General features: G+C 60.4%; 18 protein-coding genes. 5 read left to right on the forward strand and 13 right to left on the reverse strand.

Annotated elements, in window-relative coordinates:
* Positions 1-27: 27 nt before the first annotated feature.
* Complete coding sequence (locus SynA1825c_RS01800; protein WP_186470033.1) at positions 28-1,644, forward strand: photosystem II high light acclimation radical SAM protein; 1,617 nt, start codon at positions 28-30, stop codon at positions 1,642-1,644.
* Here the strand turns inward: SynA1825c_RS01800 and SynA1825c_RS01805 are convergent.
* Genes SynA1825c_RS01805 through SynA1825c_RS01815 form a run of 3 tightly spaced genes read right to left on the reverse strand, consistent with a single transcriptional unit; the run spans position 1,608 to position 4,061 of the window.
* On the reverse strand, positions 1,608-2,456 hold the full coding sequence (locus tag SynA1825c_RS01805) for a lysostaphin resistance A-like protein (RefSeq protein WP_370593795.1): 849 nt from the start codon (positions 2,454-2,456) through the stop codon (positions 1,608-1,610). The genes SynA1825c_RS01800 and SynA1825c_RS01805 overlap by 37 nt on opposite strands.
* A gap of 11 nt (positions 2,457-2,467) precedes the next feature.
* Positions 2,468-2,788 carry an ATP-dependent Clp protease adapter ClpS gene (clpS, locus tag SynA1825c_RS01810; protein ID WP_186470950.1) on the reverse strand — a complete coding sequence of 107 codons (321 nt, stop codon included), beginning with the start codon at positions 2,786-2,788 and terminating at the stop codon, positions 2,468-2,470.
* 46 nt (positions 2,789-2,834) lie between these two features.
* Complete coding sequence (locus SynA1825c_RS01815) at positions 2,835-4,061, reverse strand: LL-diaminopimelate aminotransferase (protein WP_186470034.1); 1,227 nt, start codon at positions 4,059-4,061, stop codon at positions 2,835-2,837.
* A gap of 147 nt (positions 4,062-4,208) precedes the next feature.
* Between SynA1825c_RS01815 and SynA1825c_RS01820 the strand changes: the two genes are divergently transcribed.
* The 3 genes from SynA1825c_RS01820 (at position 4,209) to SynA1825c_RS01830 (ending at position 9,556) form a co-directional block, all read left to right on the forward strand.
* Complete coding sequence (locus tag SynA1825c_RS01820) at positions 4,209-6,788, forward strand: TIGR03960 family B12-binding radical SAM protein (RefSeq protein ID WP_370593796.1); 2,580 nt, start codon at positions 4,209-4,211, stop codon at positions 6,786-6,788.
* A gap of 264 nt (positions 6,789-7,052) precedes the next feature.
* Complete coding sequence (locus SynA1825c_RS01825) at positions 7,053-8,987, forward strand: Rne/Rng family ribonuclease (protein WP_186470036.1); 1,935 nt, start codon at positions 7,053-7,055, stop codon at positions 8,985-8,987.
* The gene (locus SynA1825c_RS01830) at positions 8,984-9,556 is read left to right on the forward strand and encodes a ribonuclease HII (RefSeq protein ID WP_186470037.1); all 573 of its coding nucleotides are present in this window, start codon (positions 8,984-8,986) and stop codon (positions 9,554-9,556) included. The genes SynA1825c_RS01825 and SynA1825c_RS01830 overlap by 4 nt, the downstream gene beginning before the upstream one ends.
* On the opposite strand, the gene SynA1825c_RS01835 is transcribed toward SynA1825c_RS01830, so the two are convergent.
* Positions 9,551-10,099 carry a DUF1997 domain-containing protein gene (locus SynA1825c_RS01835; RefSeq protein ID WP_186470038.1) on the reverse strand — a complete coding sequence of 183 codons (549 nt, stop codon included), beginning with the start codon at positions 10,097-10,099 and terminating at the stop codon, positions 9,551-9,553. The two genes, SynA1825c_RS01830 and SynA1825c_RS01835, sit on opposite strands and share 6 nt — an antisense overlap.
* A gap of 50 nt (positions 10,100-10,149) precedes the next feature.
* On the opposite strand from SynA1825c_RS01835, the gene pheA reads away from it, so the two are divergent.
* Entirely contained in the window at positions 10,150-10,989 is an 840-nt protein-coding gene (gene pheA, locus SynA1825c_RS01840) for a prephenate dehydratase (protein WP_186470951.1), read from the forward strand.
* Here the strand turns inward: pheA and SynA1825c_RS01845 are convergent.
* The 9 genes from SynA1825c_RS01845 to SynA1825c_RS01885 form a co-directional block, all read right to left on the reverse strand.
* On the reverse strand, positions 10,965-11,930 hold the full coding sequence (locus SynA1825c_RS01845) for a methyltransferase domain-containing protein (protein WP_186470039.1): 966 nt from the start codon (positions 11,928-11,930) through the stop codon (positions 10,965-10,967). The two genes, pheA and SynA1825c_RS01845, sit on opposite strands and share 25 nt — an antisense overlap.
* Positions 11,930-12,595 carry an LON peptidase substrate-binding domain-containing protein gene (locus SynA1825c_RS01850; protein ID WP_186470040.1) on the reverse strand — a complete coding sequence of 222 codons (666 nt, stop codon included), beginning with the start codon at positions 12,593-12,595 and terminating at the stop codon, positions 11,930-11,932. Before SynA1825c_RS01850 ends, SynA1825c_RS01845 begins: the two co-directional genes overlap by 1 nt.
* Before the next feature lie 57 nt (positions 12,596-12,652).
* Positions 12,653-12,973 carry a 30S ribosomal protein S10 gene (gene rpsJ, locus SynA1825c_RS01855; protein WP_006042265.1) on the reverse strand — a complete coding sequence of 107 codons (321 nt, stop codon included), beginning with the start codon at positions 12,971-12,973 and terminating at the stop codon, positions 12,653-12,655.
* 148 nt (positions 12,974-13,121) lie between these two features.
* On the reverse strand, positions 13,122-14,321 hold the full coding sequence (gene tuf, locus SynA1825c_RS01860; RefSeq protein ID WP_186470041.1) for an elongation factor Tu: 1,200 nt from the start codon (positions 14,319-14,321) through the stop codon (positions 13,122-13,124).
* Positions 14,322-14,362: 41 nt separating this feature from the next.
* Complete coding sequence (gene fusA / locus SynA1825c_RS01865; RefSeq protein WP_186470042.1) at positions 14,363-16,438, reverse strand: elongation factor G; 2,076 nt, start codon at positions 16,436-16,438, stop codon at positions 14,363-14,365.
* Positions 16,439-16,527: 89 nt separating this feature from the next.
* On the reverse strand, positions 16,528-16,998 hold the full coding sequence (gene rpsG / locus SynA1825c_RS01870; protein ID WP_011932305.1) for a 30S ribosomal protein S7: 471 nt from the start codon (positions 16,996-16,998) through the stop codon (positions 16,528-16,530).
* A 77-nt stretch (positions 16,999-17,075) separates the two neighbouring features.
* Complete coding sequence (rpsL, locus tag SynA1825c_RS01875; protein ID WP_186470043.1) at positions 17,076-17,450, reverse strand: 30S ribosomal protein S12; 375 nt, start codon at positions 17,448-17,450, stop codon at positions 17,076-17,078.
* A gap of 77 nt (positions 17,451-17,527) precedes the next feature.
* Positions 17,528-17,854, reverse strand: coding sequence for an AIR synthase (locus SynA1825c_RS01880; RefSeq protein ID WP_186470952.1), 327 nt, complete (start codon positions 17,852-17,854; stop codon positions 17,528-17,530).
* 42 nt (positions 17,855-17,896) lie between these two features.
* Complete coding sequence (locus SynA1825c_RS01885; RefSeq protein ID WP_186470044.1) at positions 17,897-19,594, reverse strand: phosphodiester glycosidase family protein; 1,698 nt, start codon at positions 19,592-19,594, stop codon at positions 17,897-17,899.
* Positions 19,595-19,646: the final 52 nt, after the last annotated feature.

Below are 19,646 nucleotides of genomic sequence, written 5' to 3' on the forward strand. Positions count from 1 at the left end.
GCAGAGGTGCTTGTTAGCGTCCGATCCATGCAGGGAATCACTCAACAGCCAGCGTTATCAGCTCTGAATGATCCGTCAGACGAACGGGTGCTTCTTGTTCGCCTGCCTTGCAACCCCATCTTTCCGATCGGCCCGATCTATTTGGCTGATCATCTGCACAAGTGTTTTCCCGGCATGCCACAGCGCATCCTGGATCTCGCGGCGTTGCCGGTGCTGGATGTGCACCGCGTGCTGCGCATCACCATCGATCAGTTCCGTCCCACGCTTCTGATCTTCTCCTGGCGAGACATCCAGATTTATGCACCGGTGGATGGGCGTGGTGGTAACCCGCTGCAGAACTCTTTTGAAGTGTTCTATGCACGCAATCCGCTGAAACGGATGCATGGGGCCCTCGGTGGTTTGCGGCTGATGACCAGCCACTACGGAGAGTTATTCCGCAATCAAGCGCTGGTGCGCCAGGGAGTGAAACGAGCGCGGCGCCACCATCCCAAAGCTCGCGCTGTGCTCGGTGGTGGTGCCGTCAGTGTGTTCTATGAGCAGCTGGGGCGTTCACTGCCGAAGGGAACCATCGTCTCCATCGGAGAGGGAGAGCCTTTGCTCGAAAAGCTGATCCGCGGTCAGTCACTTCAAGCCGAGCGCTGTTTTGTTGTTGGAGAAGCCATCCGACCAGGGTTGATTCATGAGCAGCCGGAAAGTCGTCCCAAGACAGCCTGCGATTACGACTACATCGCTTCAATTTGGCCCCAGCTCGACTGGTACCTCGAAGGTGGTGATTTCTACGTTGGCGTGCAGACCAAGCGCGGTTGTCCCCACAACTGCTGCTACTGCGTCTACACCGTGGTTGAGGGCAAGCAGGTGCGCCTTAATCCCGTGCAGGAAGTGGTGAAGGAGATGCGACAGCTCTACGACCGCGGTGTGCGCGGGTTCTGGTTCACCGATGCACAGTTCATCCCCGCTCGGCGTTACATCGAAGACGCCAAGGAGCTTCTCCGTGCCATCAAAGCTGAGGGGCTGACCGGCATCCGTTGGGCGGCCTACATCCGTGCCGACAATCTTGATCCCGAGTTGGCTCAGCTGATGGTCGAGACCGGCATGAGCTACTTCGAAATTGGTATCACCTCGGGTTCGCAGGAGCTCGTCCGCAAAATGCGCATGGGATACAACCTGCGCACAGTGCTCGAGAGCTGTCAGATGCTTGCGGAGGCCGGATTCCGTGACCACGTCTCGGTCAACTACTCGTTCAACGTCATTGATGAGCGCCCAGACACGATCCGTCAGACGATCGCTTACCACCGAGAACTGGAACGCATCTTCGGCGCCGAGCAGGTGGAGCCGGCCATCTTTTTTATCGGCTTACAGCCCCACACACACCTGGAGCAATACGGATTTGAACAAGGGCTGATTAAGCCGGGCTACAACCCGATGAGCATGATGCCCTGGACGGCACGCAAGCTGCTCTGGAATCCTGAGCCCATGGGGAGCACCTTCGGCCAGGTATGTCTTGAGGCCTTTGATCGCAACCCCTCCGACTTCGGGCGCACGGTCATGAATCTGCTTGAACGTGATTACGGCGAAGCCCCACTGAACGAAGCACTCCGTGCCTCACTTCATGGTCGCGCTGCCCTGGCTAAAGCCGTCAGTTGACGCTGAAGCAGCAGGCTGAGGGCCGCGATGCCGATAAGTCCACCCAGGGGGTTTGCATGAGGTCCCCCCGGACCAATGAGCCACTCCGGTGCACTAGGCGAGATCTGCAGCAGTCCGGCCCTCAGGGCGAACCAGCCGCCAACTAGGCCACCGTGAAGTCCAACGCATCCCCATAAGGACCCTCCATCCAGTCGGCGTTGCACGGCAAGCACCAGCCCAAGCAGCATCAGACCTGTCAGCAACCCCATCATCGGGATGACTCCTTGATCGAAGCGGGTGTGCGCCAAGCTGAAAATGACCGCCTGAGCGATCACCGCGAGACGGCTGCCGGCGAGCTCATGCAACTCTCCCCAGAGCCAGCCGCGGAAGAGCAGCTCTTCCGCCAGGCCCACGCCGAAGCAGAGCAAAATCGCATTGAGGACGTCTCCGCTGGTGAGCTCTCCCAGCCATCGTCCCCATGACCCAAAGATGAGTGGGAAGCAGATCAGCGCCAACAGACCTACGGAGCGCAGCAATCCGTAGCCCAGGCAAACAACACCAGCGGGCTCTCCCCTGCGACTGCGAAGCCCCAGTGTCAACCAGGGGTGGCGACTGTTCCAGCGCTGCCGTACCCAGCTCGGCAGCAAAAGAATGAATAGCAGCAGGCTCCCGATCGTGCCGATCAACGACAGCCGTGCCGCCGAGGCCTCGGGCAGCACTTGGGCCAGCGGTTGCGCCAGGAGCCACCCCAGCCCATAGAGCACCGGAATCAGCAAGGTGGTTGTGATCCAGCGCGGATGTGCCTGGAGCAGACGTCTCCAGGTCTTCACGATGACGTGAACGATCAGTTTTCCGGCTCGATACTGCTAGTGAGGCCCTTGCCTTTCAGCGTTTCGCAGTAGAACTCGGCTGGCTCAAGGTCGCAGACGATGACGAGCCCGACCCCCGTGTTGTGAGCTTCGAGCATCACTGCCATGCAGTCCTGTTCACTCAACTGCGGGACCACCTGACGCAGGGTGGCGACCACGTACTCCATGGAGTTCACGGGGTCGTTGTGAAGCAGCACCTTGTAGCGGGGTGAGCGCTTGCGCACCCGCTCCGTTTCTTTATCTAGAACCGCAGCACCACCGGGTTTTGAGCTGGGAGACTCCACTGCCATCGCCATGGTTTTCAGCTGATTGAAATGTAAAGCGACCGAGGTCAAGGTGGGATCAGAGGGCCTTGATCCGAGCCATCGCCATGTCGACATTTTCGCGACTGTTGAATGCCGACAGTCGGAAGTACCCTTCTCCGGCTGCACCGAAACCACTTCCTGGCGTGCCCACAACATTCGCCTGATTGAGCAGGTGGTCGAAGAATCCCCAGGAATCCATGCCGTTGGGGGTTTTGATCCAGACATAGGGAGCATGTTCACCGCCATAGGTGGTGAGACCCGCGGCATTGAGTTCACGGCGAATGATCGCGGCGTTCTCCATGTAGAAGCCCACCAGGGCCCTCACCTCCTGTTGTCCCTCTTCGGAATACACCGCTTCAGCACCGCGCTGAATGATGTAGCTGACTCCATTAAATTTGGTGCTCTGGCGGCGATTCCAGAGTCCCCAGAGTTCCACGGATTCGCCGTTGGCGGCCTTGCCTTTCAACCCTTTGGGCACCACCGTGAAGGCGCAACGGGTGCCTGTGAAACCTGCGTTTTTGGAGAACGAGCGGAATTCAATAGCGCACTCCCGCGCTCCTTCGATTTCAAAGATCGAACGGGGCAGGCTCGGATCCTGAATGAACGCTTCATAAGCAGCATCAAAAAGGATCAGAGCACCGTTGCTGCGCGCGTAATCCACCCAGGCCTTGAGCTGCTCCCGTGTGGCCACTGCACCGGTGGGGTTGTTAGGGAAGCAGAGATAGATCAGATCGACCGGCTCATTGGGGATCTGAGCAGCGAAGCCATTGTCAGCGCTGATCGGTAGATAGCTCAGGCCCGCGTAGCGCCCCTCATCGCCGGCATCACCAGTGCGTCCGGCCATCACATTGCTATCGACATACACGGGATAAACAGGGTCGGTCACCGCGATGCGATTGCCTTTGCCGAGAATGTCGAGGATGTTGCTGCTGTCGCACTTGGAGCCATCAGAGACAAAGATCTCCTCAGCGCTGATCTCGCAGCCTCGGGCTTGAAAGTCGTGCTTGGCGATCGCATCGCGCAGCCAGCCGTATCCCTGCTCAGGGCCGTAGCCGTGGAAGCCCTCCGCAGTCCCCATTTCATCGATGGCCGCTTTCATGGCCTCTCGGCATGCCAGCGGCAGCGGCTCGGTTACATCACCAATGCCGAGGCGAATCAGAGCCGCGTCGGGATTGGCAGTGCTGAAGGCTTTCACTCGACGGCCGATCTCGGGGAATAGATATCCCGCCTTGAGTTTGAGGTAGTTGCCGTTGACCTGAACCACGGAAAAGCCGCTGTGTTGCGGGCATCCTCCTACATACGATGCAGTGAGCCGGGTCGGCACAACGTGACCGTCGCTCTGAACCCATCCATCGCACCGGTCGCGTTCGATGCCCTTGTGGATGCCGGCATCAACCGGCCAGCCCGCTACATGGGCCATGAACTCGGTGTGGAGCCCCGTGACTGGCAAGGAGCACGCGTGCGCTGGGCGCTCACCTACCCCGAGATCTACGAGGTGGGCTCCAGCAACCTCGGGCACATCATTCTCTATTCGATCCTCAATGCCCTTCCCGGCCAAGTGTGTGATCGGGCCTATCTCCCTGCCGCCGATCTGGCTCAACGTTTGAAGGAGCGTGATCAAGCACTCTTCGGTGTGGAAAGCCGTTGGCCGTTGAATGCCTTCGACATCCTGGGCTTCAGCCTCAGTTATGAGCTGGGTGCCACCAACATCCTGCAGATGCTGGATCTCTGCAGGGTGCCGATTCGTGCCGCGGATCGCGGTGATCGACCTTTGGGTGACCCTGACGCTCCGCCGCTGATCTTCGCTGGGGGCCCCACGGCCACCAGCAATCCGGAGCCCTATGCCGCGTTCTTCGATTTCATCGTGCTTGGTGACGGTGAAGAACTGCTGCCTGAGATTGGGCTTGTGCTGGCGGAGGGGAAAGAGGCGGGGCTGAGTCGCTCGGACTTGTTGCGCGACCTTGCTTTGTTGCCAGGGGTCTATGTGCCCTCGCTCTATGCCCCCGGGGCGGACGGAGTCACCATCGAACCCTTGGAACCAGGCCTGCCTCCGAGGGTATTGCGTCGGGTGGCAACGCCGATGCCCCATTACGCCATGGGTCTTGTGCCTCATGTGGAGACGGTGCATGACCGGCTCACCGTGGAGATCCGTCGCGGCTGCACCCGTGGCTGCCGGTTCTGTCAGCCAGGAATGCTGACCCGCCCTGCCCGCGATGTGGAGCCGGAGGCGGTGATCGAGGCCGTGGAGACCGGTATGCGCAAAACCGGCTACAGCGATTTCTCGCTGCTGTCGCTCAGCTGCAGTGATTACCTGGCCCTGCCTGCCGTTGGTGTTGAGCTCCGCAACAGACTTGCGGACCGCAATGTCACCCTGCAGCTGCCCAGCCAACGGGTGGATCGCTTTGATCAAGACATTGCCCACATTCTTGGTGGCGCGCGTCAGGCAGGGCTGACCTTTGCGCCCGAAGCAGGCACGCAACGCCTCCGCGACATCGTCAACAAGGGCCTCACCGATGACGACCTGTTGCAGGGGATCCGAACGGCGATGCAGAACGGATATCGCAAGGTCAAGCTCTATTTCATGGTCGGCCTTCCCGGGGAAACGGATGCCGATGTGCTGGGTATTGCAGAGACCTGCCGGATGCTGCAAGAGCGGTGCAGGGATCTGGGGCGCCTGAGCCTCAACATCACCATCAGCAACTTCACACCAAAGCCGCATACGCCATTTCAGTGGCACAGCGTGTCGACGGCGGAATTCATCCGGCGCCAGCAGTTGCTCAGGGACGCCGGACGGCGATTGCGGGGTGTGCGCTTCAACTTCACCGATGTCCGTCTCTCGGCCATGGAGGATTTCATCGGGCGCGGTGACCGACGTCTGGCGCCCGTGATCGAGGCCGCCTGGCGCGCAGGTGCCGGAATGGACGCCTGGTTCGAGGCGCTCGATCGCACCTATGAAGCTTGGACAGGTGCCATCGCAGCGGCCGGTTTGGACGGGCGTTATCGCCAGATGGAGCTGGGTGGCTGGGCTGCTGTGGCTGCTCTGGAACGAGAGGATCTCAAAGGATTATGTGCTCAGCCTTTGCCCTGGGATCACATCGACAGCGGCATCGACAAGGCCTGGCTGGCGGAGGATCTTCAGCAGGCTCTAGCGGCCACTGTGGTGCCTGACTGCTCCTTCGAAGGATGCAGCAGTTGTGGGGTTTGTGGGTCTGATCTGGGGCACAACGTGGTGGTGCCTCCACCTCCGGTGCCCGGTGCTTTTGCCCAGCAAGCCCCTCCGAGTGAACGGGTCTGCCGTCTACGTTTTCGCTTCAGCAAAACTGGGGCCATGGCCCTGCTGAGTCACCTCGATCTGGTGCGATTGCTGGAACGCGCCCTGCGTCGCAGTGAATTACCGGTGAGCTTCACCGGTGGCTTCCACCCCTTGCCCCGCCTGCAGTTGGCCCTGGCTTTGCCTTTGGGTGTTGAGGCGGAAGGGGAATGGATGGACCTTGAGTTCCTCGAGCCCATGCCTCCCGCCGAGGTGATGGAACGTTGGCAGAAGGCACTGCCGCCAGGACTGCGCCTGCTGGAGGTTCAGGAGGTGCCGGTGTCGTCGCCCAAGCTCTCGCAGCAGCTCCAGGCCAGTCGGTGGCGCTTTGTGCTCAGCGGTACTCTCAATGCGCCGTCGAATGGGGGTTCTCTCTGGCAGCAGGCCATCCGTGATCTGCTCGATCTGCGGGAGCTGATCTGGGAGGACACCGATAAGAAAGGACGACCGCGTCGCCGCGACATGCGGGGGCTGCTCCAAAGCCTCAGCCTCGTGGAACTGATCGCTGACAACCCTGCTGCTGAGCCATGCGCTGCCGAGCTCGAGTTGATCGCTGCCATTGATTCTCAGGGCCGCAGTCTCAAACCAGCGCAGCTGCAAAGCTGGTTGGCTTGCCAGCTGGGTTTTGAGTTGTCACTGTCGCGCGTGCGACGGATGGAGCTCACCCTGCTGCAATGTTAAATTCGGGTCAGGACTTCAATCCAGAGGCTTGAGCCATGGATGCGTCCCGGTCTTCTTGTCCCATTCATTGTTTGGAACGAGAGGTCTGAGCCTTCGTTCCAGCCGGCGTCACAGCGCTGAAGCGGATCGACCATAGGAGTGTTTCACTCCGTGCCATTGCGACCTGCGGGTCCTTTCCAGAAGCAATTTCAATTTCCTCCGTTTAACGGCCCAGTTGGTCCGTTGAACGGCATTTGTCCTGACGGGCTGCGTCAGTTCCTGTTTATGCCCCAACAAATCGTCATCGCCGAGCAGCTGCGCATCGCGGCAGTTCTGTCTGATGACCGCGTTGATGAACTGATCGTGGCGCAGGGCCGCTATCAAATCGGCGATGTGTATCTCGGCACAGTGGAAAACGTTCTGCCGGGCATCGACGCCGCTTTCGTGAACATCGGCGAGAGTGAAAAGAACGGTTTTATTCATGTCACGGATCTCGGTCCGCTGCGTCTCAGGAAAGGGGCGGCAGGAATTACAGAACTGCTGGAGCCTCGCCAGAAGGTGCTGGTTCAGGTGATGAAGGAGCCCACCGGCACCAAGGGCCCCCGTCTGACCGGCAATCTTGCTCTGCCGGGGCGCTACCTCGTGCTGCAACCAAGCGGACAGGGCGTGAACATCTCCCGTCGGATTGGTGCTGAGGGGGAGCGCAACCGTTTGCGTGCCCTCGGTGTTCTGATCAAGCCACCGGGCGCAGGCCTCCTGATTCGCACCGAAGCTGAGGGAATCAGCGAAGATCTGCTGATCGACGACCTGGAGTCACTGCTTCGTCAGTGGGAAGCCATCCAGAAAGCAGCGGAAACGGCATCCCCCCCTGTTCTGCTCAATCGAGATGAGGACTTCATTCACCGCATCCTTCGGGACCACATTGGTCTTGATCTGGTGCGTGTGGTGGTCGATGAAGCGGATGCCGTTGAGCGGGTGACCAGCTTCCTCGGTCAGGAAGGCGCCAACGTGTTAGTGGAAGCGCACAGCGAATCCGATGAGCTGCTGGAGCACTTCAAGGTGAACGCCGCGATCCGTGATGCGCTCAAGCCGCGGGTTGATCTCCCTTCAGGCGGCTACGTGATCATCGAGCCCACCGAGGCGCTCACGGTGATCGATGTCAATTCGGGATCGTTCACCCGGTCCGCGAATGCGCGTGAGACGGTTCTTTGGACCAACTGTGAGGCGGCTGCTGAGATCGGCCGGCAGCTGAAGCTCCGCAATATCGGTGGGGTGATCATCGTCGACTTCATCGATATGGATTCCCGCCGGGATCAGCTCCAGCTTTTGGAGCACTTCACGACCGCGATCCGTGATGATTCCGCGCGCCCTCAAATTGCGCAGCTCACGGAGCTGGGGCTTGTGGAGCTGACACGCAAGCGCCAGGGGCAGAACATTTATGAGCTGTTTGGGCGCGCGTGCCCGAGCTGCGGCGGACTGGGCCACGTGGCGGTGCTGCCCGGTAAAGATCTCCTGCAGCCTCTGGCGACCGCGACCGGCTTGGTGCGGTCGGCAGCCTCTGCACGAGCGGAGGTCTCTGCTCCATCCGAGACTGGTGGAGGGCGCCGTCGTCGCGGTGGCCGTGGTCGTGTAGGAGCTGCGTCTGAAGCAGTAACCCCAGCGGAAGCACCCCTGGACGCTCAGGTTGCTGGCGAATCCAACACGGAGGCGACGGAACCCGCAGCTGCCACCCGTCGCCAGGATCCAGAACTGGTGGCCGTTCCGATGGATGACGATCAGGTAAAGGTGTACGGCTGGCTCGGCCTGAATCCTGTGTTGCTTCTGGATCCCCCGCCAGAGAACGACAACTTGATGGTTCGCGTTGTGCGACCTGGGGAGGATGCCGACACTGTGCTCGAAGATGCGCGTCAGCAACTGGCCGCAGGTTCTGGGCGTCGCCGGCGTCGCGGCAATCGTGGTGGTCGAGGCAGCGCGCGCACTGCTTCTGCATCCCCCACGTCAGCACCTGAACCCATCGCTGCGCGCGCGGACGAGAAGCCGTTGTTGGTGGAGATCACACCCCTGGAAGTGGCCCCCCTCATCGAGCTGCCACCGGAACCCACTCCGGCGGCTGTTGCGGCCCAGGAACCTGTCGCCGTGGCTGTTGCAGAGCCCGAGATGCCTCTAGCTGAAGCGCGTCCTGGTCGCCGCCGGCGTCGCTCTTCGGCCGTCATGGAGTGATCGTTGGTGTTGATGAGGTTGGTCGTGGCTGTTGGTTCGGTCCCGTCTTTGCTGGCGCGGTGTGCCTCACCCCTAAAGCCGCCGAAGCGCTTTCTGATCTTGGACTGACCGACAGCAAAGCGCTGTCTCCGAAACGACGTGCGGCACTGGTTCCGGAAATTCAAGCCCGGGCCATGGTTTGGGCCCTTGGTCAAGCATCAGCGCGTGAAGTGGATGCCCGTGGCATTCGTGTCGCGACGGAGCTGGCGATGTTGCGGGCCCTCCAACGCCTTCCGAAAGCGCCGGATCTGTTGCTCGTCGATGGTGTTCTCCCCCTGCGCCTCTGGCCCGGTGCACAGCGCACCATTGTCCGAGGAGACAGCAAAGAAGCCTCAATTGCTGCAGCCAGTGTGCTGGCCAAAGAAGCGCGCGATGCCCTGATCCGCCGCATGGCGCTGCGTTTTCCCGGGTATGGGTTGGAGCGTCATGCTGGTTATGGCACAGCCCGCCACCGGGCGGCGCTGCTCGAGGCAGGGCCGACGCCGATGCATCGCCAAAGCTTTCTCAGCAAAGTCTTGCCGGCTTCATGACCGGGCCTCATTGAGCCCCGCCTCTTGATGCGGAGATTGGGCACACCAATCTTGAAAATCTCTGACCAGTTGCCGGCCCACCCGGCCCTTGATCGTTACCAGGATGCCGTTGAGAATCGACTCACCGGTGCTCTCCAAAACACGTTTTGGAATCAGTTTCAGCAGCGGTGGCTGGCTCACGGTAACGCCCAGTCGGGCTTCACCCTGCAACCCATGATCGCTGACTTCCAGCACGGCTTCCAGGCTCAGCTGAAAATCGTCCACCAGACCCAACCCCTGCAATGTGGCGTCTAACGCCTGAATGGAAATCGATCCGTCTCCGCACTCAGTTTTCAGGGAGACCACGGGTGCGACCTGAAGTTGAAACACCTGCAGGGTCGTCACCGTGTAGCGATACCGCGAGGGGCCGGTTGCTTCCAGTTGCTGGGGATCCAGCAAGGCCTTGATCACGCGGTCCTCTTCCTGCAGGTAGCGGCGCAGGCGGTCCGTCTGATTCGCAACCGGCAGATCGAGATGCTGTCTGGCGCGGAAGGCCAGGCTCATGCCCCTTGTGCTGACACGGCATGATCCTATCGATGCGAGTGCAGGGATCCATGCCGATGCGGGTGGCGTTTCTAGGGCCGAAGGGCACCTATGGCGAGCGGGCTGCCAAAGCAATGCTGCAGTTGGAGCAGCTCGGCGATGCTGATCTTGTGGCTTGCACCGGATTGCGGGCGGTGGTGGAGCACGTGGCAGATGGCCGCTGCGAGGCCGCCGTCGTGCCTGTTGAGAACTCGGTCGAGGGAGGGGTTACTGCCAGCTTGGATGCGCTCTGGACCCATCGTGAGCTCTGCATCCGCCGCGCTCTGGTGTTGCCCATTCGTCATGCGCTGCTGAGCAGTGGCACTCTGGAGGGCATTAGCGAAGTGCTGTCGCACCCACAGGCTTTGGCGCAATGCAGCGGTTGGCTGGCCACGCATCTGCCACAGGCGCTGCAGTTGCCCACCACTTCGACAGCCGAAGCCGCCCGGATGGTGAAGGGCAGTCGCTTCAGAGCGGCGATTGCGGATCGAGCGGTGGGCGAGCATCAGGAGCTCGATCAACTCGCCTTCCCCATCAACGATGTGGCAGGCAATTGCACACGGTTTTTGCTCCTCTTCCGAGGAGAGCCACTACGGGAGGGACAAGTCGCAAGTTTGGCGTTCTCGCTGCATCGGAATGCGCCTGGTGCTCTCATTGAGGCACTCCAGGCCATCGCGGGTTTAGGGCTCAATATGAGCCGGATCGAGTCACGTCCCTCGAAGCGTGAACTTGGTGAGTATGTATTTTTCGTTGATGTGGAACTTCCAGCCGAGAACTCTGCAGCAGCGCTGACCCAACTGGCGAGCCGCCTTGAACCGCTCTGCGAGCACCTGGCGGATTTTGGTGCTTACCCCAGCTCTGAGCTCAGTTGATCAGGATTGAGGCGGAACACCCCGAACTGCATCATCCCCCGCGCAAAGGCCCAGCGCATCAGCATCAGGGTCGGTGTTTCCCGCAATCCCTGCAGCACGGCGGGTGGTCCGAGTCTGAGCACGGCCGCCGGTCGGCGAAAACCTTCAAGGATGGAATCATTCCAGGATGGCAGCGTGGATTCCGTCCAGTCGCTGGTGTCGACCAGGCCGCGACGTTGATCACTGCATTCCAGGTTGTGCTGGAACCCAGGGATGCTGGCAAATTCCGGATGAGCCCATTGGGTCAGCAACTGATGCATCACCCAGCGTTCCCGTGAATCAAGGGCACCGTCGCGAGGGTCGCGGCGGTTCCAGTCGGCGACGGCCAATGCCCCTCCGGGCTTGAGCACTCGGAGCAACTCATCGGCGAAGCGTTGTTTGTCAGGCATGTGAGGACCTGCTTCAACACTCCAAACGCCATCGAATTCGCCATCGGCGAGGTTCAGATCCAGGGCATCCATCACGGCGAAGCGGCAGGACAGCCCCTCCGGAGTCAATTCGGTGGCTCGTCGGATTTGGGCCGGGCTGATGCTGATGCCGAGCACATCAAAGCCATAGTCGCGAGCCAGGATTCTGGCGCTGCCGCCAATGCCACAGCCCACGTCCACCACCTTGGAACCCGGCGGCAGCCGATCCAATCCACTCCAGTGCACGAGTTCATGTACGAAATCAGCCTTGGCTCGCCTGAAATCACGACGTCTCGGCGGATTGCCGTAATGCCCGAGATGGACATGCTCACCCCAGAGGGTTTCCAGTAATCGATCGTCGGTCCAGGCGTCGTAGGCGGAGGCCACGCTTTCGCTGGAGTGGTAGGCCCGGTTGCGGCGCGTCCAGAGTGCGTATATGCCGGCAGCAGCAGCAATCCCAACGGCAGTTGGGGCAAGGAAAGTGGGGAAAGACATCAACCGTCGTTGCCGGAATCGGCGGAGGAAAGGGTGTCGCGCAGCACCGTGCGAGCCGCGAGCTGACGCCGCGTTTCATCGAGCATTTCGAACTCCTGTTCGAGCCTGGTGCGGGTGCAAGTGAGTTCCAGCAGTTCCTGCTGTTGATCGGCCACGGGGCCGCCGAGATGTGCACCGATCCAGAACGACAATTCCCGAGGTAGATCAGGAAGGTCTTCCGGCAGTGCGGTGGGAGAGTCGGTGAGCTTGCCTGTGAGCTCGACCACATCACGGAGGGCGGTGGTCACCGATTCAGTGAGCGTGTGCAAAGCATCGATGTTGTCTTCCGGATCGTCTTCGATCCAGCTGACCATGGCACTTCGGAACGGAGTTTCACGGGTGACGTTCAGCACTCTGAATCGCTGTTGGCCCAGCGTGATGATGTTGCTCCGGCCGTCCTCGCCGGTCTGGTGTTGAATCACTTCCGCGCAGCAGCCGATCGGGGCCATGCTCTGGCTGCGGGGATCCCAACGCACCACTCCAAAACGTCGATCGGTTTCGAGGACGCTCTGCAGCATCATTCGGTAGCGCGACTCGAAGATGTGCAGCGGCAGAACGTCGCTTGGAAAGAGAACGACATCCGGCAGAGGAAAGAGAGGCAGTTCTCTGACGGACAGATCAGCCACGCAGGAATCAATCGAAGGGGGAGATCCTAGGCAGCTGATCGGGGCTTTGTGCTCGGCTCAGAGCTTCACTTCGATGTCAACGCCACTGGGCAGATCCAGCTTCATCAGGGCATCAATCGTCTTGGCAGACGGGCTATAGATGTCGATGATGCGGCGGTGGGTGCGCGTCTCGAAGTGCTCACGGGAGTCTTTGTCGACGTGCGGGGAGCGGAGCACGCAGTAGATCTTGCGCTTCGTGGGAAGAGGGATCGGGCCGATAGCAGTCGCTGCTGTGTTGTCAGCCGTTTCAATGATTTTGTCGCAGGACAGATCCAGCATGCGGCGGTCAAACGCCTTGAGGCGGATGCGGATCTTCTGCTGAGCGATGGCAGTGGACATGAAGCGCGAAGAAATCTCCGAAGGAGATGACGAAAGGTGGATTGTCGAGGTGCAGATCGAATGTCAATCAGACAGTTCGACTCGATCAAAAAATAGTAAGGGATGGCCCGGCCGGAACCGGACCACCCTCAGAGATCTGGGACTCAGATCACTCGATGATCTTGGAGACCACGCCGGCACCAATGGTGCGGCCGCCTTCGCGGATGGCGAAGCGCATGCCTTGCTCGATGGCCACGGGGCAGATCAGTTCGCCGGTCATCTGGATGTTGTCACCAGGCATCACCATTTCAACGTTGCTGCCGTCTTCGGCAGTGAAGGCGGTGATCTGACCGGTCACGTCCGTTGTACGGATGTAGAACTGCGGGCGGTAACCAGCGAAGAAGGGGGTGTGGCGACCACCCTCTTCCTTCTTCAGCACGTACACCTGACCCTCGAACTTGGTGTGAGGTGTGATGGAGCCGGGCTTCACGAGCACCATGCCGCGCTCGATGTCTTCCTTCTGGATGCCGCGGAGCAGGAGACCAACATTGTCACCAGCCATACCCTCGTCGAGAAGCTTGCGGAACATCTCAACACCGGTGACGGTGGTCTTGCGGGTGTCCTTGATGCCGACGATTTCGATTTCTTCGCCGACCTTGACGATGCCACGCTCGATCCGGCCGGTGGCCACGGTGCCCCGACCGGTGATGGAGAAGACGTCTTCAACGGCCATCAGGAAAGGCTTGTCAACCTCACGCTCGGGCTCGGGGATGTTGGCGTCAACAGCCGCCATCAGCTCTTCGATCTTGGCTTCCCACTCGGCTTCGCCTTCGATGGCCTTCAGGCCGGAGACCTGCACCACGGGGATGTCATCGCCGGGGAAGTCGTAGCTGGAGAGCAGCTCGCGGATCTCCATTTCCACCAGCTCGATGATCTCCTCGTCATCGACCATGTCGCACTTGTTCAGTGCAACCACCAGTGCGGGAACACCCACCTGCTTGGCCAGAAGGATGTGCTCCTTGGTTTGAGCCATGGGGCCGTCGGTGGCGGCACACACCAGGATCGCGCCGTCCATCTGGGCGGCACCGGTGATCATGTTTTTCACGTAGTCCGCGTGACCGGGGCAGTCAACGTGGGCGTAATGACGGCTATCGGTTTCGTACTCAACGTGGGCGGTGTTGATGGTGATGCCGCGCTCACGCTCCTCAGGAGCACCGTCGATGTCGGCGTAATTTTGCACTTCTGCCTGACCCTTCTTGGCGAGCACGTTGGTGATCGCAGCGGTGAGGGTGGTTTTGCCGTGGTCAACGTGGCCGATGGTGCCGATGTTGACGTGGGGCTTGTTCCTTTCGAACTTCTCGCGTGCCATTTGTGTAAAGAATCGAGGGGTGAATTAAGAGTGTTTAGAGATCAGGAATTGCCCTGATTCTTGGAGATGATGGCCTCGGCCACATTGCGAGGAACATCCTCATAGTGGCTGAATTCCATCGAGAAAATACCCCGACCCTGGGTCATGGATCGGAGCTCGGTGGCGTAGCCGAACATCTCGGCCAGGGGCACCTTGGCCGAGACTTTCGACGTGCCATCGTCAATTGCCTGACCTTCAACCTGTCCTCGACGGGAGGACAGGTCACCGATGATCGAGCCGAGGAAATCCTCGGGGACCTCGACCTCAACTTTCATCATCGGTTCAAGAAGCACAGGATTGCACTTCTTGACCGCATCTTTGAAAGCCATGGAGCCGGCGATCTTGAACGCCATCTCCGACGAGTCCACATCGTGGTATGAACCATCGACCATGGTGACTTTCACGTCGATCATGGGGAATCCGGCAATCACGCCGGACTCGCAGGTTTCCTTCATGCCCATTTCAGAGGGCTTGATGAATTCCTTGGGGACCACGCCGCCAACAATTTTGTTGACGAATTCGAAGCCGGATTCAGGCTCGCCGGGCTCCATTTCGATCACAACGTGACCGTACTGACCCTTACCACCGGTCTGACGGGAGAACTTGCCTTCACCACCAGCAGAGCTGCGGATGGTTTCGCGATAGGACACCTGAGGAGCGCCGATGTTGGCTTCCACTTTGAATTCTCGCAGCATGCGGTCCACGAGAATCTCGAGGTGCAGCTCGCCCATGCCGGCGATCACGGTCTGACCAGTTTCCGCATCGGTGTTGACGCGGAAGGTGGGATCTTCCTCAGCCAGTGCAACCAGCGCTTTGGAGAGCTTCTCCATGTCGCCCTTGGTCTTGGGCTCAACAGCCACAGAGATCACAGGCTCAGGGATGAACAGGGTCTCCAGGACGATCGGAGCGTCAGAGGAACACAGGGTGTCACCTGTGGTGGTGTTCTTCAGTCCGAGCACGGCACCAAGATCGCCGGCGCGCAGGGCGTCAACTTCCTCGCGGTCATCCGCCTTGAGCACCACGAGGCGGGAGATGCGCTCCTTCTCACCCTTGGTGGAGTTGAGCACGTAGCTGCCTTTCTCGAGCACGCCGGAATACATCCGGACGAAAGTGAGCTTGCCATAGGGGTCGGCCATGACTTTGAACGCCAGAGCGCTAAAGGGTGCGCTGTCGTCAGACGGACGGACGGCTTCCTTGCCATCGGGCAGCACGCCTTGGATGGGAGGAACGTCGATCGGCGCAGGCAGGTAATCGACAACGGCATCGAGAACCAGCTGGACGCCCTTGTTCTTGAAGGCGGAACCGCAGAGAACCGGCACCAAACCATGCTTCAGCACGCCTTCACGGATGCCTTTCTTCAGCTCTTCAGTGCTGAGTTCGCCAGATTCCAGGAACGTCTCGATCAGGGCCTCGTCGGTCTCGGCGACGGCTTCCATCAGGAAGTTGCGCCATTCCTCAACCTGATCCTTCATGTCTTCAGGAACATCGGTCACTTCGATGTCCTGTCCAAGGTCATCTTTATAAATGTGTGCCTTGTTCTCGACGAGGTCGATGATGCCGCTGAGTTCCCCTTCAGCTCCGATGGGGAGCTGTATCGGTGCTGCGTTGGCCTTAAGGCGATCTTTGATTTGGCCGTGGACCTTAAGAAAATCCGCACCGGTGCGGTCCATCTTGTTGACGAACACCATCCGGGGAACGGAATAGCGATCGGCTTGCCTCCAAACGGTTTCCGATTGGGGCTGAACACCGCCCACAGCACAGAACACGGCGATCACTCCATCGAGCACACGCATCGAGCGCTCCACCTCAATGGTGAAGTCAACGTGCCCAGGCGTGTCGATGATGTTGATGCGGTGATCCTTCCAGCTGGTGGAGATTGCTGCAGCTGTGATGGTGATGCCACGCTCACGCTCCTGGGCCATCCAGTCGGTCACTGCGGCGCCATCGTGAACCTCGCCGATCTTGTGAACCACACCCGAATAAAACAGGATCCGTTCTGTCGTGGTGGTTTTGCCAGCATCAATATGCGCGGCAATACCGATATTTCTGACGCGTTCCAGGGGGAAGTCGCGGGCCACAGGAATTCTCCGGGGTGGGGCGTGAAAAGGCGGGTGAGACTCTACAGGTCAGCCATGAACATTCGTGTTGATGGCTGTCCTGTAAGGAATCAGTAGCGGTAGTGGGCGAAAGCCTTGTTGGCCTCGGCCATTTTGTGGGTTTCTTCGCGCTTGCGAACGGCGCTGCCCGCTTCGTTGGCAGCGTCCATCAGTTCACCAGCCAGTTTCTGGGCCATGCTCCGGCCGTTGCGTGCACGGGAGAAGCTCACCAGCCAACGCAGAGCCATGGCTGTGCCCCGCTCCTGGCGCACTTCCATGGGCACCTGGTAGGTCGCACCACCAACACGACGTGCACGCACCTCAACCAAGGGAGTGGCGTTCTTGACAGCGGTTTCGAACAGTTCGATGGGGTCACCGCCGGTCCGCTCGCCGATCAGGCTGAACGCATCGGAAAGAATCCGCTGTGCGGTCGACTTCTTGCCGTGCTTCATCAACCGAGCCACCAGCATGGTGGCGAGGCGGTTGTTGAACTGAGGATCAGGAAGAACCGGGCGCTTAACGGCGGCGTTACGGCGTGACATGGACTGTCAGATCTGAATGAAGAACAGGGTGTTGGGGGTGACGGTTACGGGGCGGTCCCGATGAGGACCGCATGGCATCACTCCTTGGGAGTCTTGGCTCCGTACTTCGAGCGGGACTGGCGACGGTCCTTCACACCGGCGGTGTCAAGCGTTCCGCGAATGATGTGGTAACGCACGCCAGGCAAGTCTTTGACACGACCACCGCGAATCAGCACCACCGAGTGCTCCTGAAGGTTGTGGCCAATGCCGCCGATGTAAGCGGTCACCTCGAATCCGGAGGTGAGGCGCACACGGGCCACCTTGCGAAGGGCCGAATTGGGCTTTTTGGGTGTGGAGGTGTACACGCGGGTGCACACGCCACGGCGCTCGGGGCAGGCCTTCAGGGCGGGTGATTTGGTTTTCGCCTTAGAGCTCTGGCGCTCAGTGCGGATCAGTTGCTGGATGGTTGGCATCGACGGTCGCGTGGCGGCCGGAGATCCGACCTGGTTCGACAATCCATCACTTTACCGGGTCGCCTTCCCTGTTCCTTTCAGATCCGGCTGAAGGCGCTTCCGCAGGCGCAGCAGCGCACTTGATCACTGCTGAGGATCAAAAAGCCTCCCCCGCTGATGTCGCTTCGGTAGTCGAGGGTCAGCCCTTCAAGCAATTTGAGCTGCGCTTCGGGGGCGTGGAGTGTCACGCCATCAGCCCGGGCAACGGGAGTGCCAGCGAGATGCCCTGGCTGCAGGCGAATCACGTTCTGTTCGCAGTGCCCCTTGGTGAGATCGAGGTGCATCAAACCTGGGGTGCCAGCAACCGCGGCCTGGCGGCCCAACTCAGCGGCGGCGGTTGCGGTGATCTGCAGCACGGCTCCCATGGTCTGCGGCACGACGGTGTATTGAGTTTCGCAGCATCGCGTTCAGGGGCGGACAAAGCCAAGCCCGTTCTGAATGCGGGGTGTGACGCCGCGACCGGTCATCAAGGTGTGGTTGGCCGCCACCAAGGTGGTGGAGCTGCCGCCATCAAGATTGAGGGCGTCGCTAATCCCCAGCTGCTGCAAGGCCAGTGTGGTCTCCAACAACGTGGGATCGCTGCCGGAACGACCTCGCAGGGTGAACAGCCACACGCGTTTGTCGTCCTGTCCCACCACAGTGCGAGGGGCTGATTGGGAAAGGAACCCTTGACTGAAGCCTTCCTGACGTCCTTTCAGCACCACCTGGCCCCCCCTCAACAGCAAGGGGCCTCCCCCAAGAATCTGAGGTTGTTGGCCGACTGGGCTTGAGGGTCGAAGGTTGATGCTGACCTGATCCCCTGGCTTTGCGGGCAGCGCTACTCCCGCCCGCGACACGATCAAGGAGCTGCCGGCGGCAAGAGGCACGCCGCGTATCAATGCGGCTCCATCGTGCAAACCGATGACCTTCCCAGCGCGGATGGAGATGGCTTTCTCCTCGCCACTGAGCGCTGTGTAAACCGGCCCCCAGGCGCGGGTGTAACGACTCAGCCCCCGCTGCACATAGCCGCTGTTGAGCTGGCCGAGATCCCATCGACGTCCTCCAGCGACCTCGAGGGTCTGATCCAGCTGCAAGCGGTCGAAGAGCAGGGGCTGGCCGATGGACCAGCCGACCGCACCGCGGTTGAGAATCGGGCCTGAGACCCAGGTGCCATCGACGCGAATGGCACCCAGCGGGAGTTGACGCACTCGATTGAAAAACCCACCGTTCACAGCGGTGAGAGCCCGTTCCTGCTGCGCCAACTGCGTCAGATAGCGGAGTCCGGTCTGGGATCCCTGGGCTGCCAGCGGACGCAGGCTGAGGTTGTTGCTGTCAAAGCGCGTGCCAGCGCGGTAGATGAGCAGCGGTTTGACCCCAACGCGCACGGTTCGCACATCGAGCACCAGTCCCTGAGCTTGCGCGGTCTTGATCGCAGGGCTCATCAATGCCGCATGCAACGGGTTGCCTTGGGCCAAAGGGCTTGGACTCTGTGTCGCGTTCAGGCCATCGATCACGATCCGCCAAGGCCCCGCCAACGTGAGCGTTGGCTGTTCGCTTTTGCCCATCAAAACCAACGATTCAGACTGGCGTCGCGTGGTCAGTCCGATCCGCTTGAGCTGCGCGTTCTGTGCAGGGGTTGTCCTCACTCCGAGGAGCAGGTCATCATCCCTGCGTTGCATCAGCGCCGGGCCACTGAGGTCAAGCACCAGGCGTCCTGCTGTGCTGCCTTTGCCTTGACGCAGTGCGAGCACGCGTGGCGAGGGGAGTGTGAGCGATAAAACCTCGCCGTTTCTGCTGCTGCTCACATTCAGAGATCTGAACCAGGGTGCGGCATCCACGGCGACCTCATCGTCCAAGGTGCGCGTCGGTAGTGATGCCAGCAGGCGCCGCTCTCCGAACCATTCGAGCGCCTCGCCCGCTCGCTCCTGGACTCGGTGGAATCCCAGCCTGCCGATGAGGATGTCGAGGGGAATCCAAAGCTGTCGAGGGGATCGTTGGTTGCCACCGATCCAGGACCAAGCTCCCTCGGTGGTGATTCCACCGATGCGAATCGCATCGCCTTGGCTCTGCTCCGCTTCCCGAATCTCAATGGTGGGAGGAGGGGGAGGAGGAGGTGGTAAAGGCATGCGAAAACGCTAGCCGGGGTGGTCAATCCTTAGGATTTGATAGTGCGGCGTA

Origin of the sequence: Synechococcus sp. A18-25c (assembly GCF_014280035.1) — a bacterium.
Lineage (GTDB): Bacteria > Cyanobacteriota > Cyanobacteriia > PCC-6307 > Cyanobiaceae > Synechococcus_C.

What these genes read in the sequence shown, in the direction of transcription:
- SynA1825c_RS01800 (WP_186470033.1), top strand. Translation starts at nt 28, where the DNA reads ATGCAGGGAATCACTCAACAGCCAGCGTTATCAGCTCTGAATGATCCG.
- clpS (WP_186470950.1), bottom strand. Translation starts at nt 2,788, where the DNA reads ATGGCGATGGCAGTGGAGTCTCCCAGCTCAAAACCCGGTGGTGCTGCG.
- SynA1825c_RS01820 (WP_370593796.1), top strand. Translation starts at nt 4,209, where the DNA reads ATGGGCCATGAACTCGGTGTGGAGCCCCGTGACTGGCAAGGAGCACGC.
- SynA1825c_RS01825 (WP_186470036.1), top strand. Translation starts at nt 7,053, where the DNA reads ATGCCCCAACAAATCGTCATCGCCGAGCAGCTGCGCATCGCGGCAGTT.
- SynA1825c_RS01835 (WP_186470038.1), bottom strand. Translation starts at nt 10,099, where the DNA reads ATGAGCCTGGCCTTCCGCGCCAGACAGCATCTCGATCTGCCGGTTGCG.
- pheA (WP_186470951.1), top strand. Translation starts at nt 10,150, where the DNA reads ATGCCGATGCGGGTGGCGTTTCTAGGGCCGAAGGGCACCTATGGCGAG.
- SynA1825c_RS01845 (WP_186470039.1), bottom strand. Translation starts at nt 11,930, where the DNA reads ATGTCTTTCCCCACTTTCCTTGCCCCAACTGCCGTTGGGATTGCTGCT.
- rpsJ (WP_006042265.1), bottom strand. Translation starts at nt 12,973, where the DNA reads ATGTCCACTGCCATCGCTCAGCAGAAGATCCGCATCCGCCTCAAGGCG.
- tuf (WP_186470041.1), bottom strand. Translation starts at nt 14,321, where the DNA reads ATGGCACGCGAGAAGTTCGAAAGGAACAAGCCCCACGTCAACATCGGC.
- rpsG (WP_011932305.1), bottom strand. Translation starts at nt 16,998, where the DNA reads ATGTCACGCCGTAACGCCGCCGTTAAGCGCCCGGTTCTTCCTGATCCT.
- rpsL (WP_186470043.1), bottom strand. Translation starts at nt 17,450, where the DNA reads ATGCCAACCATCCAGCAACTGATCCGCACTGAGCGCCAGAGCTCTAAG.
- SynA1825c_RS01880 (WP_186470952.1), bottom strand. Translation starts at nt 17,854, where the DNA reads ATGGGAGCCGTGCTGCAGATCACCGCAACCGCCGCCGCTGAGTTGGGC.
- SynA1825c_RS01885 (WP_186470044.1), bottom strand. Translation starts at nt 19,594, where the DNA reads ATGCCTTTACCACCTCCTCCTCCCCCTCCTCCCACCATTGAGATTCGG.